Source organism: Mycolicibacterium arseniciresistens (assembly GCF_030519285.1).
GTDB lineage: Bacteria > Actinomycetota > Actinomycetes > Mycobacteriales > Mycobacteriaceae > Mycobacterium > Mycobacterium arseniciresistens.
In genome coordinates this window covers 1-14,244 of sequence record NZ_JAUMSQ010000226.1, presented here as the reverse complement: position 1 = coordinate 14,244, position 14,244 = coordinate 1, and the positions used below count along the sequence as shown (strand labels likewise).

Here is a 14,244-nt window from a genome sequence, read left to right as displayed (position 1 = left end):
AGGATCCGGCCCGCGGGGCGGCCGCCCTCACCGGCTTCTGGGACGCGCTCGACTGACGCAGTCGCCCGAACCGCGACCCTGCCAGGCCGTGCGGGGCTACATTTGCTGGTATGGCCGTTCGCGCGTCCAAGGAAGCAGTGATCGACGCCTCCCCGGAGGCGATCCTGGAGGTGCTCGCCGACATCGAGGACCTGCCGGCCTGGTCGTCGGTCTACAAGAACGTCGAGGTGCTCGACCGCCATCCCGACGGCAGGCCGTTCCACGTGCGCGCGACGCTGCGCCTGATGGGCATCACCGACAAGGAGATGCTCGAATACCACTGGGGCGACCGCTGGGTGGTGTGGGACGCCGCGGACACCTTCCAGCAGCGCGGCCAGCACGTCGAGTACAACCTCACCCCGGAGGGCGACCGCACCCGGGTGCGCTTCGACGTCATCGTCGACCCGTCTGCCCCCATCCCGGAATTCCTGATCAAACGGGCGAAGAAGATCGTGCTCGACTCGGCGATCGAGCAGCTGCGCCGACGGGTGCTGAGTAGGACTCGCGCCGAATAGAACTCGCGGTGATCCGAACGGAATGAGCGCGGGACCGTCCCGGTTGGCACTGACATGCCGACCGGAGTAGTCATCCATCCCCGACCCGACGCCGCCAACGCGGTCGACGACGCCGTGGCGCAGGCCACCGCCGCGCAGCGGGCAGGTGTCACGCAGGTGTGGCTGGCCCAGCGCGTCGATCACGACGCCATCGCGCTGGCCGGCCTGATCGGCGCCGCCGTGCCCGGCCTCGGCGTCGGGACGTCGGTGGTGCCGATCAACCCCCGGCATCCGCTGCTGATCTCCTCGGCGGTGCAGACCGCGCAGGCCGCCGCGCACGGCAACTTCAGCCTCGGCCTCGGGCTCGGCGCCCACGAACCCGAGCGGCTGGCGTTCGGCGCGACATGGCCCGACCCGGTCGGCCGGCTGCGCGAACACCTCACGGTGCTGCGTTCGCTGCTCGACACCGGCACCGTCGACTTCCACGGCGAGGCGATCACCTCCAGCCCGGCGTGGCCCGCGACGGTGGCGGGCGGCACCCCGGTGCCCGTGTACGTCGCGGCCATGGGACCCAGGGCGCTGCAGGTCACCGGCGAACTCGCCGACGGGACGCTGCCCTACCTCGCCGGGCCGCGGACCATCGCCGACTTCATCGTCCCCACCATCAACCGCGCCGCAGCCGACGCCGGCAGGCCACGACCGCGCGTCATCGCCATGGTGCCGGTGTTCGTGACCGACGACCCCGGCAGCGTGCACGAGGCCGTGGCCGCGGAACTGGGCTTCTACAACGAGATCCCGTCGTATCAGAAGATCCTGGCACGCGAGAACGTTTCCGGCGCAGCGGATCTCGCGGCGGTCGGGCCAGCCGAGTCGGTGCTGCGGAAGCTGCGCCGCTACCTCGATGCGGGCGCCACCGATGTCGCGCTCGCGCCGGTGGGTCCGGTGGACGACCGCGCCCGCGAGGCGCTGTGGTCGGTGGCCGGCTCGCTCTGAACCTCAGCCGCCGACGCGTAGCACCTGCAGCCGGTGGATCGCCTCGTCGAGGGTGTCGTCGCGCTTGCAGAACGCGAACCGCACCAGGTGGCTCCACGCGTCGGCGTGCGCGGCGGCGGGATCGCAGAACGCGGACATCGGGATCGCGGCCACACCGGCGCGTTCGGGCAGCTCCGCGCAGAACGCGGTGCTGTCGGTGTAGCCCAGCGGACGCGGATCGGCGCACAGGAAGTAGGTGCCCGAGCTGGGGTGCACGTCGAAGCCGAGGTCGACGAGCGCCGATCCGAGCCGGTCGCGCTTGGCCTGGAGCGAATCGCGCAACGCGGCCACCCAGGCGTCCTCGTGGTCGAGAGCGTGGGCCACCGCCGGCTGGAACGGCGCACCTCCGACGTAGGTCAGGTACTGCTTGGCCGCACGCACCCCGGCGATGAGATCCGCTGGGCCGCAGGCCCACCCGACCTTCCAGCCGGTGGCGTTGAACATCTTGGCGGCACTGGAGACGGTGATCGTGCGCGACGCCATCCCGGGGTAGTTGGCCAGCGGCAGGTGCGTGCGTCCAGGGGGGTCCGAGTAGACGAGGTGTTCGTACACCTCGTCGCTGATCACCAGAAGGTCGTGGGCGACGGCGAGTTCGGCGATGGCGGCCAGTTCGGCGTCGCCGGCGACCATGCCGGTGGGATTGTGCGGCGAGTTCAGGATCAGCGCCCGGGTGCGGGGTGTCACCGCCCGGCCCAGCGCGTCGACGTCGATCGCGAAGCCGTCACCGACCTGGGCGAGCGGCACCGCGACCCGGTGACAACCCGCCATCGCGAGGACGGGGGAGTAGGAGTCGTAGAACGGCTCGATCAGCAGCACCTCGGAGCCCGGCTCGACCAGGCCGAGCACCGCCGACGCGATCGCCTCGGTGGCGCCGACTGTCACGAGCACCTCGGTGTCCGGGTCGTAGACGGTGCCGAAGTGGCGTTCGCGCTGCGCGGCGATCGCCTCTCTGAGCGGCGCGATGCCGAGGCCGGGCGGGTACTGGTTGACCCCGTCGGCGATGGCGGCGCGGGCGGCCTCGAGCATGGCGGGCGGGCCGTCCTCGTCGGGGAATCCCTGGCCGAGGTTGACCGCGCCGATGCGGGCGGCCAGCGCCGACATCTCGGCGAACACCGTCACCGCGAAGGGGCGTAGCCGCGAAACCGTCATGGCAGACCAGCCTAGGTGTGCGATCGCCGGATGCGTATTCCCCGGCCAGGGGGTACAGCCCGTGCCTCCCTGTACGCGCCCGGCTGCACTGTGCTGATGTCATGACCGACAACAACGACACCCTCGCCCTGGTGACCGGCGGCAACGCCGGCATCGGGTTCCACGTCACGCAACAGCTCGCCCGTGCCGGCGTACGGGTAATGCTGGGCTCCCGCGATCCGGCGCGCGGTGCGTCTGCCGCCGGTGAGCTGGCGGCGGCGGGACTCGCCGTCGACCCGCTGACACTCGACGTCACCGACGACCAGACGATCAGTGCCGCCGTCCGGTATGTCGGCGACACGTACGGGCGGCTCGACATCCTGATCAACAACGCCGCGATTGCGGGTGAGGGATCGCCGGCGTCCGCAGTGGGTCGCGCCGAACTCCTGCGCACCTACGACACCAACGTGGCCGGGGTCGCCGCAATGACCAACGGTTTCCTGCCGTTGCTGCGTTCCTCGGCGCGGCCGCGAATTCTGAACGTGTCCAGCGAATTGGGGTCGACGCGCCTGGTCAACGATCCGGACTGGCCCTACAGCTCGGCGGCCGCGGCCGCCTATCAGGCCTCGAAGAGCGCGCTCGACATGCTGACCGTGCTCTACGCCAAAGAACTTGCTCACGAACATGTCCCGGTGGTCTCCGTGAGCCCGGGCTACCGGTCCACCAATCTCAACGGCGGCCAACCCATGGAGGGGGCCGGAGATCCGGCAGAGGGGGCGGCCGGCATCGTCGAGCTGGCGCTCGCCTCCGTGCTGCCCACCGGCCGGTTCTTCAGCTACCGGGCGGAACTCGTCTCGTGGTGAAGTGCGGCACGGGGGTCGTGCCACTATCGAAGAATGGACGGACAGGCGGCGGGCAGGTTTTTGCGAGCGGTCCGGGAGAGCCGTGAGCCCGCCGACTTCGGGTTCAGCGCGCAGGGGCGGCGCACGTCCGGATTGAGACGGTCCGAAGTGGCCGAGCTGGCGCACATATCCGTCGAGCACTACACGAACGTCGAACGCGCCCGCGGGTCCGCGCCGTCCGACCAGGTGGTGGCCGCCATCGCCGATGCGCTTCGTCTGCACGCCGACGAGCGGCGCCACCTGTTCCAACTGATCGGGCGCAGCGTCCCGCTGGAGCAGGCGCCCAGCATGGAGGTGACCCCGAGCGTCGCCGAGCTGGTCGCAGGGCTCGGGACGACGGCCGCGATGGTGCTGAGTGCACGCTTCGACGTGCTGGCGTGGAATGCCGAGGCCGTCGTCCTCATGGAGGACTTCGGCGCGATCCCGCCGGCCGAACGCAACATTGCGCGCCGGCATTTCCTGCCGCCACCGGATGTCCCGCCGCACTACGGGATGACGGGGGGCGCGGAGTTCTCGCGCATCGTGGTGGGCCAACTGCGCGCCACGGTGGCCCGCTACCCCCGGGACCCGATGACCCGGGCGCTGATCGCGGACCTGTGCGCGGGAAGCCCCGAGTTCGCCGAGCTCTGGGACGACGCCACGGTCATCACCGTCACGCACATGATCAAGCGTCTCGATCATCCCGAACTCGGTCGCCTGACTCTGGCCTGCGACATGCTGCAGGACCCGCACCGAGATCAGAGCATCGTCATGTTCTCGGTCGTGTCGGCAGTACGCCGACATGCCGATCAGGCGGCCGCGGCGTCGTGATCGGATCAGCGCCTGCACGCTCGGGGGAATGAACCGCGGTGCCGAGGCACTTGTTGCGTGCGTGACTTTCCAACTCGCTGCCGACGCCACGCTGCTCACACCGATCCAGGTCGGTGACACCCCGGTCGCGAACCGGCTCTTCATGGCGCCCCTGACGAGATCCCGCGCCGACGCCGACGGCACGCCCTCCGACCTGGCGGCCACCTACTACGCTCAGCGCGCGTCGGCGGGTCTGATCATCAGCGAGGCCACCGCGGTGTCACCCGGCGCGGGCGGGGCGTACCCGAACACTCCCGGCGTGTTCACCGACCGGCAGCAGTACGCGTGGGCCGGGATCGCCGAGGCCGTGCACAACGCAGGCGGCAAGATGTTCCTCCAGCTCTGGCACGTCGGCCGGATGGGCCACCCGGACCTCAGCGGCGTCGAGACGGTGGGCCCGTCGGCGGTCGCCGCCGAGCTGGACGCGCGCACGCCGCAGGGCCGCAAGCCGCTGCCGGTGCCGCGCGCACTGACGGTCGACGAGATCGGTGAGATCGTGGCGTCGTTCCGCGCCGCCGCCCGCCGGGCCGTCGACGCGGGCATGGACGGGGTGGAGATCCACTCGGCCAACGGCTACCTGCTGCACGAGTTCCTCTCCGACGTCGTGAACCGGCGCACCGACTCCTACGGCGGCACGGCCGCCAACCGCGCCCGGCTGACCGCCGAGGTGGTGGAGGCGGTGGTCGACGAGATCGGTGCGGGCCGGGTGGGCCTGCGCATCTCACCCGGGAATCCAGCGGGCGACATGCGTGAGGACGACGTGGTCAGCGCCTACGAGGCGCTGCTCGCTCGCATCACGCCGCTGGGCATCGCCTATCTGCATGTGCTCGTCGACCCCACCACGCCCCTGTTCGGCACGCTGCGGGCGCTGTGGTCGGGGACGTTCGTCCTGAACACCGGCCGCGACACAGGCACCGACTTCTGCCAGCTGGAGAGCTTCGCCGACTGGGGTGCGATCAGTGCCGCCGCAGTCGGGCGGTCCTACCTGGCCAACCCGGACCTGATCGACCGGTTGCTGCTCGGCGCCGAACTCAACGAGCCCGATCCGACGACGTTCTACGCCCCCGGGCCGGTCGGCTACATCGACTACCCGACACTGGAAGCGCAGCGCCAGACCGCCTGAAGGGTCCGCTCGGCGAGCAGACGCAAATTCGCATGGTTGGGCGTGCAATTGTGCGAATTTGTGTCTGCTCGCGGGAAAGGGTGACCGCCCAACCAACAGGTTGGTTTAGGCTGTTACGCTTCGTTTCATGTCTGAAGAAGCCTTCATCTACGAGGCGATCCGCACTCCCCGCGGCAAGGGGAAGAACGGCTCGCTGCACGAGATCAAACCCGTCAACCTGGTCGTCGGCCTGATCGACGAGCTCCGCAGCCGCCACCCCGACCTCGACGAGAACCTGATCAGCGACCTGATCCTCGGTGTGGTGTCGCCCGTCGGCGATCAGGGCGGAGACATCGCGCGCACCGCCGCGCTGGTGGCCAAGCTGCCCGAGACCACCGGTGGCTTCCAGCTCAACCGGTTCTGCGCGTCCGGCCTGGAGGCCGTCAACACCGCAGCACAGAAGGTCCGCTCCGGCTGGGACGACCTGGTGCTCGCCGGCGGCGTCGAGTCGATGAGCCGTGTCCCGATGGGCTCCGACGGCGGCGCATGGGCCACCGACCCCGAGACCAACTACCGCATCGGCTTCGTCCCGCAGGGCATCGGCGCCGACCTCATCGCGACCATCGAGGGCTTCTCGCGCGAGGACGTCGACGCCTACGCGCTGCGCAGCCAGGAGAAGGCTGCCGCCGCATGGTCGGGCGGCTACTTCGCCAAGTCGGTCATCCCGGTGAAGGACCAGAACGGCCTGGTCGTCCTCGACCACGACGAGCACATGCGCCCGGACACCACCCCCGAGGGCCTGGCCAAGCTGCGCACCGCCTTCGACGGCGTCGGCGCGATGGGCGGCTTCGACGACGTGGCGCTGCAGAAGTACCACTACGTCGAGAAGATCAACCACGTCCACACCGGCGGCAACAGCTCCGGCATCGTCGACGGCGCCGCGCTGGTGCTCGTCGGCTCAGAAGGCGCAGGGAAGGCTCAAAACCTGACCCCGCGGGCGCGCATCGTGGCCACCGCCACCAGCGGCGCCGATCCGGTCATCATGCTGACCGGCCCGACCCCGGCCACCAAGAAGGTGCTCGACCGGGCCGGCCTGACGGTCGACGACATCGACCTGTTCGAGCTGAACGAGGCGTTCGCCTCGGTGGTGCTGAAGTTCCAGAAGGACCTGAACATCCCCGACGAGAAACTCAACGTCAACGGCGGCGCCATCGCGATGGGCCACCCGCTGGGCGCCACCGGCGCGATGATCACCGGAACCATGGTCGACGAGCTCGAGCGCCGCAACGCGCGCCGGGCGCTCGTCACGCTGTGCATCGGCGGCGGCATGGGTGTCGCGACCATCATCGAGAGGGTTTGAGAGCATGGCAGAGAACACCATTCAGTGGGACAAGGATGCCGACGGCATCGTCACCCTGACGCTGGACGACCCGACCGGTTCGGCCAACGTGATGAACGAGCACTACCAAGAGTCCATGAACAAGGCCGTCGAACGGCTTGTCGCCGAGAAGGATTCGATCACCGGCGTCGTCATCGCCAGCGCGAAGAAGACCTTCTTCGCCGGTGGTGACCTCAAGGGCATGATCAACCTGGGTCCCGAGAACGCCGCCGAGGCGTTCGAGATGGTCGAGGCCGTCAAGGCCGACCTTCGCAAGCTGGAGACCCTCGGCGTGCCGGTGGTCGCCGCCATCAACGGCGCCGCGCTCGGCGGTGGCCTGGAGATCGCGCTGGCGTGTCACCACCGCATCGCCGCCGACGTCAAGGGCGTGCAGATCGGCCTGCCCGAGGTCACCCTGGGCCTGCTGCCCGGTGGCGGCGGGGTCACCCGCACCGTGCGGATGTTCGGCATCCAGAAGGCGTTCATGGAGATCCTCAGCCAGGGCACCCGGTTCAAGCCGGGCAAGGCCAAGGACGCCGGCCTGGTCGACGAACTCGTCGGCAGCGTCGAGGAACTGGTGCCCGCCGCGAAGGCGTGGATCAAGGCCAACCCGGAGAGCCACACCCAGCCGTGGGACCAGAAGGGCTACAAGATGCCCGGCGGCACCCCGAGCTCGCCCGGCCTCGCCGCGATCCTGCCGTCGTTCCCGGCGCTGCTGAAGAAGCAGCTCAAGGGTGCGCCGATGCCGGCACCGCGGGCGATCCTCGACGCCGCGGTCGAGGGTGCGCAGGTCGACTTCGACTCGGCCAGCCGCATCGAGAGCCGCTACTTCACCCAGCTGGTCACCGGCCAGGTCGCAAAGAACATGATCCAGGCGTTCTTCCTCGACCTGCAGTACATCAACTCCGGCGGCTCGCGGCCCGACGGCATCGAGCCGGTCAAGATCAACAAGATCGGCGTGCTCGGCGCAGGCATGATGGGCGCGGGCATCGCCTACGTCTCGGCCAAGGCCGGCTACGACGTCGTGCTCAAGGATGTCTCGATCGAGGCCGCCGAGAAGGGCAAGAACTACTCCGAGAAGATCGAGGCCAAGGCACTCGAGCGAGGGCGCACCACCGAGGAGAAGTCCAAGGAGCTGCTGGCCCGCATCACGCCGACCGCCGACGCCGCCGACTTCAAGGGCGTCGACTTCGTCATCGAGGCCGTCTTCGAGAGCCAGGAACTCAAGCACAAGGTGTTCCAGGAGATCGAGGACATCGTCGAGCCCAACGCGCTGCTCGGCTCGAACACCTCCACGCTGCCGATCACCGGTCTGGCGACCGGCGTGAAGCGCCAGGAGGACTTCATCGGCATCCACTTCTTCTCGCCGGTCGACAAGATGCCGCTGGTAGAGATCATCCGCGGCGAGAAGACCTCCGACGAGGCGCTGGCCCGGGTGTTCGACTACACGCTTGCCATCGGCAAGACGCCGATCGTCGTCAACGACAGCCGCGGCTTCTTCACCAGCCGCGTCATCGGCACCTTCGTCAACGAGGCGCTGGCCATGCTCGGCGAGGGCGTCGCGCCGGCGAGCATCGAGCAGGCGGGTTCGCAGGCCGGCTACCCGGCACCGCCGCTGCAGCTGTCCGACGAGCTCAACCTCGAGCTGATGCACAAGATCGCCACCGCGACCCGCAAGGGTGTGGAGGACGCCGGCGGCACCTACGAGCCGCACCCGGCCGAGGCGGTCGTCGAGAAGATGATCGAGATCGAGCGGCCCAGCCGCCTCAAGGGCGCCGGGTTCTACGAGTACGTCGACGGCAAGCGGGTCGGCCTGTGGCCGGGCCTGAAGGAGACGTTCAAGTCGGGCAGCACCGAACTGCCGCTGCAGGACATGATCGACCGGATGCTGTTCGCCGAGGCGCTCGAGACGCAGAAGTGCCTCGACGAGGGCGTGCTCACCACCACCGCCGATGCGAACATCGGCTCGATCATGGGCATCGGCTTCCCGCCGTACACCGGTGGCTCTGCGCAGTTCATCGTCGGCTACGAAGGTGCGGGCGGTGTCGGCAAGGAGGCCTTCGTGGCCCGGGCCAAGGAGCTGGCCGCCAAGTACGGCGACCGGTTCAACCCGCCCGCCTCGCTGAGCTAGTTCTCCCGAGCAACACAGGATCCCCCGAAACCGCTGGGTTTCGGGGGATTCTGCGTCTGCTCGGCGTTAGCCTCCAGGCGTGGCCGACTTCACCGAGACGTTCGCGGCAGGGCTGAGGGGCTACGGCGCCGGGCCGTGCCTGGAGTTCGAGGGCAGGTGGCACACCGGCGACGAGATCGTCGCGCACGCCGACGCGGTGACCGCCGCACTGCGGGACGCAGGCGTGGGCCACGACGCCCCGGTCGGCCTGGTGGTGCGCAACCGGCCATGGCATGCGGCGACCATCGCAGGCCTGCTCGCCGACCGGCGCTGGGTGTCGATGATCTACTCCTTCCAGTCGCCGGAGGCGATCGCCCGCGACGTCGAGTCGCTCGACCTTGCCGCGGTCGTGGCCGACGCCGAGGACTGGACGGCGCCGGTGCGGGCGGCCGCCGCGCGCGCAGGCAGTGCAGGAGTGGCGATCTCATCCGCCGGCGCCGAGATGGTCGACGGCCTGACCCGCGCGAGCGGTGCGCACCCGACCCGGGCCGGCGCAGGCCTGCAGATCCTCACCAGCGGCACGACCGGCCCGCCGAAACGACAGTCCATCGACACCACGGTGCTGGAGCGCACGGTGTTCAGCGTGACCGGCGGCCGGTCCGCCACCCCGCAGGATCCGCCGGAGCTGTCCTACTGGCCGTTCGGCGGAATCGGCGTGTGCCAGTTGATCACCGGCTTCTACACCGGCCGGCGGATCGTGCTGCTCGAGAAGTTCGGCGTCGACGCCTGGGTGCGGGCCGTGCGGACGCACCGCATCGCGCGGTCGGGTGTGCAGCCCGCGGTGGTCCGGATGCTGCTGGACGCCGACGTCGACCCCGAGGACCTGTCCTCGCTGCAGTACATCATCAGCGCCTCGGGCCCGCTCGACCCGCAGACCCGCGACGAGTTCGAGCGGCGGTACCGGATACCGGTGCAGTTGGCGTACGGGGCAACGGAATTCGCGGGCTCGGTGTGCGCGTGGACGCCGGAACTGGTGGCGCGCTACGGCGACACCAAGCGGGAGAGTGTCGGCAGGCCGCTGCCCGACACCGAGGTGCGCATCGTCGACCAGGACAGCGGCGCCGAACTGCCCACCGGCGCGCAGGGCGTGCTCGAGGCCCGCATCCCGGTCATCACGCCGGACTGGATCCGCACCACCGACGTCGCGTCGATGGATGCCGACGGCTTCGTCACGCTGCACGGCCGCACCGACGGCGCGATCATCCGCGGCGGCTTCAAGGTGCTGCCGGAGACGGTGCGCCAGGTGTTGCTGTCGCATCCAGGCGTTCGGGACGTATGCGTGGTCGGCGTGCGGGACGCGCGGCTGGGGGAGGTGCCGTTCGCGGCGTTCGAACCGGCGCCGGGCCGGCCGGTGCCGACAGAGCAGGAACTGCAGGACCTGGTGCGCGGATCCTTGCCCAGGCACCACGTGCCGGTCGCCGTCGTCGCGGTCGACGAGCTGCCGCGCACAGCGTCGCTGAAGGTGCGGCTGCCCGACGTCGCGGCGCTCTACCAGCCGGTGCGCGCGAACACGTAGTGCCGCAACGGCTCAGAACGAGCCCATGTCCGCCGACAGCCAGTGCTCGGGGGTGAGGTGGATGGCGACGTGCTCGCCGAGATTCTCCTTGGCGAACGCCAGGTACTGCTCGGCGGCGTCGCCGGACAGGTAGCGGCGGGTGACCTCCTCCATCAACTCGTCGGTGCCGGGCTCGATGCGGCTGACCGGGCCGTCCACGGCGACATAGCGGGTAGTGGGCTCGACCCGCTCGACCATGAGGGAGAAGTGGCCCGCCGCCTCGATGAGCCGGTGCTTGCGGGAGCCGGCGCCGGTGAGCACCCACGGCTCGCCACCGGGGCGGTACTGGTACCAGATCGGCACGGTCAACGGGCCACGGCCGGCGCCTGCGTTCACCGACAGCGCGGCGACGTGCGGCTCGGCCAGGAACTGTTCGCGTTCTTCTCTGCTGAGGGCCATGACCGCGACGGTACCGACGCCCACCGACAGCCTCGATGCGCTCACCGAGTCAGCGAGTAACGAGGGCCGGGTAATCGGGAACGCGGATCGAGTCGAAGAACCGGACGCCGCGGTCGTCCAGCCCGGCCAATGCCCGGCCGACGGGGCTGGGCAGCACCGAGATGAGCCGCCCCGCGGCCAGCAACGCCCGTACTCCGAGACCCGACGACGGCAGGATGCTGCCGGCCATTCTCTTCGCCAGTGCCCGGCTGCCGATCACCGCCGGGGTCATGACGTCCTCGTAGGCGGGGAATGCGACGGTGTGGTCCCCGGCGGCGCGATCGAGCTCGCCGGCGAGGACGTATGCCCCGATGACGGCGAGGCTGGTGCTGCCTCCGACGGCAGGGCCGGGACAGTATCCGGCGTCGCCGACCAGCGTGACCCGACCGCGGGACCAGCTCGTCAGCTGCAGCTGGTCGATCGCGTCGAAGTAGAAGGCCGGCGTGTGGTCCACCTCGGCCAGCCAACGGTCGACGGGACCCGACATCCCGCCGAAGCGCCTCCGCAACTGCTCTTTCTGACCGCCCGGGTCGCGGTGGTCGAAGTGGTAGGCGGCGGCGGGCCTGAAGATGAAGACCGCCCGGGCATCCTCGAGATGGTCGGCGGTGTAGATCATCGCGACGCGGTCGAGGTCGATGAAGCCGATCGACTCGCCCGCGCGCACAAGATCTTTCGGGACCGATACGACAGCGAGGTAGCCGCCGAGGAACTCGGTGTGGCCGGCGTCGGAGCCGAACACCAGGCGTCGCACACCGGAGTGCAGTCCGTCGGCGCCGATGACGATGTCGAATCCGCGTGGCGCCGAGCGGGCGAACGTGACCCCGCCGTCAGGGGCGATGGCGGTGATGTGGTCGCCGAAGAGGTACTCGACGTCGGCGCGGCCCGCGCGGTAGAAGATCTCGCTGAGGTCGTCGCGCATGATCTCCACGTGCCGGTCGGAGATGGCCGCCGACAGCTTGTGATAGTCGATGAGGGTCGGCCGCCGCGCCCCGACGCGGTGCATGGTCAGCCGTCCGGTGCCGGTGGCGTAGTCGATGACGCGGTCGAGGACACCCATCTGCTCGGCGATCGCCATGGCCGGCCCGAACAGGTCGATGGCGTGGCCGCCGGTCTTGCGCAGCGCAGGCGCGCGTTCCACGACCGTGACGTCGAAGCCCTGGCGCGTCAGCCAGTAGGCCACCACGGGGCCGGCGATGCTCGCGCCGGAGACGAGTACGCGCATGACACTTCTCCTTACTGAACGTTCGGTAAGCCGATGCCGATGAGCTTACTTAACGATCGGTCAGTTAGGGTGGGTACGTGAGCGGCCCCCGTTCGGACACCCGGCAGCGGATCCAGGACGTGGCGCGCGAACTGTTCACGGCCAAGGGCGTGCAGCGCACCAGCCTGCAGGACATCGCCGGGCGCCTCGGCATCACCAAACCTGCGCTCTACCATCATTTCTCATCGCGTGAGGACCTGGTCCGCAGCATCGTGCAGCCGCTCATCGACGGGGGCGAGCGCTATGTACGCGAATGCGAGGAGCGGCAGGGGATCACGCCCCGCGAGGTGCTGGAGGGGTTCTTCGACTTCCAGTACGCCCACCGTGCTGACCTCGTGCTGATCGTCTCGGAGCTCAGCACCATCGCCGACCTGGGCCTCATCGACAGCATGCTGGCCTGGCGCGAACGGCTGAGCCGGATCCTCTTCGGGCCCGACCAGACGCTCGAGCAGGCCACCCGGGCCGTGATCGCGCTGGGCGGCCTGCAGGACTGCTGTCTGCAGTTCCCCGACGCGCCGGCGGACGCGCTGCGCCAGGCGGCGGTGACGGGTGCGTTGGCCGCCCTTGGCAAGTCGACCGGGCGGGGCCGCCCGACTCGCTAGAGTCGGATGCCATGCGCTTCGGACTGTTCATCCCGCAGGGCTGGCGACTCGACCTGATCGGCATCGCACCGGACGAACAGTGGCAGGTGATGCGTGACCTGGCCACCTACGCCGACGGCACCGCATGGGACTCGCTGTGGGTCTACGACCACTTCCACACCGTGCCGGTGCCCACCGACGAGGCGACCCACGAGGCGTGGACCCTCATGGCGGCCTACGCGGCGACCACCTCCCGGATCAAGCTCGGCCAGATGTGCACCGCGATGGGCTACCGCAACCCGGTGTACCTCGCCAAGGTCGCGGCGACCACCGACATCATCTCCGGCGGACGGGTGCAGATGGGCATCGGCGGCGGCTGGTACCAACACGAATGGGAGGCCTACGGCTACGGCTTCCCCACGGCCGGGCAGCGCCTCGGCATGCTCGACGAGGGCGTGCAGATCATGCGCGACGCCTGGCGCGACGGCCGGGTGACCTTCGGGGGCAAGTACTACAAGGCCGACGACGCGATCGTCGCGCCCACCCCGCTGCAGCAGGGAGGACCTCCGCTGTGGATCGCGGGCGGCGGCGAAAAGGTGACACTGCGCATCGCCGCCAAGTACGCGCAGTACACCAACTTCACCTCCGAACCGGCGGGCTTCGAGCACAAGTCCGAGGTGCTCGCCGGGCACTGCCGCGACGTCGGCACCGACTACGGGAAGATCGTCCGCTCGGCGAACTTCAACGCCGTCATCGGCGATTCGGAGGCCGACGTGAAAGACCGCATCGAGCGCATCCGCGCCAGGCAGCAGGCCAAGGCCGACCCCGGTTCCGTCGATCGCATGCTGTCGGCGGTCAGCGCGCCCGAATCCGCCTCCGGCACAACCGAACAAGTTGTCGAGAAGCTGAAGCGGATGCGCGATCTCGGCTGTGAATACGCAATCCTCTACTTCCCCGAGGCCGCCTATGACCGGTCCGGCATCGAGAAGTTCGAACAGCAGGTCATCCCGGCGCTGAGCTAGCCGCTCCCGTACGCTCTCGGCGCCGGGCGACGTCGCGGCGCGCTGTTAGGCTCGCTGTCAGAAGGCGGTGAGGGGGTCGGCGTGAGTTATCCGGCGCTGGGATTCCCGCCGCCCGAGGGCGACGGGCGGCCTCCGGACTACGTCGAGCGCACCACCGTCGACTATCCCGACGAATCGCCGCCACCCGGCGGACCGCCCCCGGGGCGGCGCCGCCTCTGGTGGGTTCTGGCGGCCGTCGCCGCGGTGGTGGTGCTGGGCGCAGGTGTGCTCATCGCGGTCGACGCCCGCCGGTC

The 14,244-nt window shown here is 69.7% G+C and carries 13 protein-coding genes and 1 pseudogene; 11 read left to right on the top strand and 3 right to left on the bottom strand.

What is annotated here, in order from left to right; translation table 11 throughout:
• Positions 1–110: 110 nt before the first annotated feature.
• Complete coding sequence (locus Q2100_RS22950; RefSeq protein WP_302915912.1) at positions 111–554, top strand: SRPBCC family protein; 444 nt, start codon at positions 111–113, stop codon at positions 552–554.
• Positions 555–608: 54 nt separating this feature from the next.
• Positions 609–1,526: an LLM class F420-dependent oxidoreductase gene (locus Q2100_RS22945; protein WP_302915911.1), complete on the top strand. Its 918-nt coding sequence runs from the start codon at positions 609–611 to the stop codon at positions 1,524–1,526.
• A 3-nt stretch (positions 1,527–1,529) separates the two neighbouring features.
• Here the strand turns inward: Q2100_RS22945 and Q2100_RS22940 are convergent, their stop codons facing one another.
• The gene (locus Q2100_RS22940; protein WP_302915910.1) at positions 1,530–2,714 is read right to left on the bottom strand and encodes a pyridoxal phosphate-dependent aminotransferase; all 1,185 of its coding nucleotides are present in this window, start codon (positions 2,712–2,714) and stop codon (positions 1,530–1,532) included.
• Positions 2,715–2,815: 101 nt separating this feature from the next.
• Here Q2100_RS22940 and Q2100_RS22935 point away from each other — a divergent pair, with 101 nt between their 5' ends.
• From Q2100_RS22935 to Q2100_RS22910, 6 genes are all read left to right on the top strand, one after another.
• Entirely contained in the window at positions 2,816–3,556 is a 741-nt protein-coding gene (locus tag Q2100_RS22935) for an SDR family NAD(P)-dependent oxidoreductase (RefSeq protein ID WP_302915909.1), read from the top strand.
• A gap of 33 nt (positions 3,557–3,589) precedes the next feature.
• Complete coding sequence (locus tag Q2100_RS22930) at positions 3,590–4,405, top strand: helix-turn-helix transcriptional regulator (protein ID WP_302915908.1); 816 nt, start codon at positions 3,590–3,592, stop codon at positions 4,403–4,405.
• A gap of 61 nt (positions 4,406–4,466) precedes the next feature.
• The gene (locus Q2100_RS22925) at positions 4,467–5,567 is read left to right on the top strand and encodes an alkene reductase (protein WP_302915907.1); all 1,101 of its coding nucleotides are present in this window, start codon (positions 4,467–4,469) and stop codon (positions 5,565–5,567) included.
• A 127-nt stretch (positions 5,568–5,694) separates the two neighbouring features.
• The gene (locus tag Q2100_RS22920) at positions 5,695–6,906 is read left to right on the top strand and encodes an acetyl-CoA C-acetyltransferase (RefSeq protein WP_302915906.1); all 1,212 of its coding nucleotides are present in this window, start codon (positions 5,695–5,697) and stop codon (positions 6,904–6,906) included.
• Positions 6,907–6,910: 4 nt separating this feature from the next.
• Complete coding sequence (locus Q2100_RS22915) at positions 6,911–9,055, top strand: 3-hydroxyacyl-CoA dehydrogenase NAD-binding domain-containing protein (RefSeq protein WP_302915905.1); 2,145 nt, start codon at positions 6,911–6,913, stop codon at positions 9,053–9,055.
• 79 nt (positions 9,056–9,134) lie between these two features.
• Complete coding sequence (locus Q2100_RS22910) at positions 9,135–10,610, top strand: class I adenylate-forming enzyme family protein (protein WP_302915904.1); 1,476 nt, start codon at positions 9,135–9,137, stop codon at positions 10,608–10,610.
• Between the two features lie 12 nt (positions 10,611–10,622).
• Here the strand turns inward: Q2100_RS22910 and Q2100_RS22905 are convergent, their stop codons facing one another.
• Positions 10,623–11,048, bottom strand: coding sequence for a pyridoxamine 5'-phosphate oxidase family protein (locus tag Q2100_RS22905; RefSeq protein WP_302915903.1), 426 nt, complete (start codon positions 11,046–11,048; stop codon positions 10,623–10,625).
• Positions 11,049–11,097: 49 nt separating this feature from the next.
• A complete protein-coding gene (locus Q2100_RS22900; RefSeq protein ID WP_302915902.1) occupies positions 11,098–12,309 on the bottom strand; it encodes an FAD-dependent monooxygenase in 1,212 nt (403 codons plus the stop codon).
• Between the two features lie 77 nt (positions 12,310–12,386).
• Here Q2100_RS22900 and Q2100_RS22895 point away from each other — a divergent pair, with 77 nt between their 5' ends.
• The 3 genes and pseudogenes from Q2100_RS22895 to Q2100_RS22885 form a co-directional block, all read left to right on the top strand.
• Entirely contained in the window at positions 12,387–12,950 is a 564-nt protein-coding gene (locus Q2100_RS22895; protein ID WP_302915901.1) for a TetR/AcrR family transcriptional regulator, read from the top strand.
• 11 nt (positions 12,951–12,961) lie between these two features.
• Positions 12,962–13,951, top strand: a complete 990-nt coding sequence (locus Q2100_RS22890; protein ID WP_302915900.1) for an LLM class F420-dependent oxidoreductase — start codon at positions 12,962–12,964, stop codon at positions 13,949–13,951.
• Positions 13,952–14,032: 81 nt separating this feature from the next.
• A pseudogene (locus Q2100_RS22885) lies at positions 14,033–14,244 on the top strand (hypothetical protein); the annotation flags it as partial.

Bases quoted from the DNA above. Each gene is read 5' to 3' on its own strand.
- Q2100_RS22950 (WP_302915912.1), top strand. From the start codon at position 111: ATGGCCGTTCGCGCGTCCAAGGAAGCAGTGATCGACGCCTCCCCGGAG.
- Q2100_RS22945 (WP_302915911.1), top strand. From the start codon at position 609: ATGCCGACCGGAGTAGTCATCCATCCCCGACCCGACGCCGCCAACGCG.
- Q2100_RS22940 (WP_302915910.1), bottom strand. From the start codon at position 2,714: ATGACGGTTTCGCGGCTACGCCCCTTCGCGGTGACGGTGTTCGCCGAG.
- Q2100_RS22935 (WP_302915909.1), top strand. From the start codon at position 2,816: ATGACCGACAACAACGACACCCTCGCCCTGGTGACCGGCGGCAACGCC.
- Q2100_RS22930 (WP_302915908.1), top strand. From the start codon at position 3,590: ATGGACGGACAGGCGGCGGGCAGGTTTTTGCGAGCGGTCCGGGAGAGC.
- Q2100_RS22920 (WP_302915906.1), top strand. From the start codon at position 5,695: ATGTCTGAAGAAGCCTTCATCTACGAGGCGATCCGCACTCCCCGCGGC.
- Q2100_RS22915 (WP_302915905.1), top strand. From the start codon at position 6,911: ATGGCAGAGAACACCATTCAGTGGGACAAGGATGCCGACGGCATCGTC.
- Q2100_RS22905 (WP_302915903.1), bottom strand. From the start codon at position 11,048: ATGGCCCTCAGCAGAGAAGAACGCGAACAGTTCCTGGCCGAGCCGCAC.
- Q2100_RS22900 (WP_302915902.1), bottom strand. From the start codon at position 12,309: ATGCGCGTACTCGTCTCCGGCGCGAGCATCGCCGGCCCCGTGGTGGCC.
- Q2100_RS22890 (WP_302915900.1), top strand. From the start codon at position 12,962: ATGCGCTTCGGACTGTTCATCCCGCAGGGCTGGCGACTCGACCTGATC.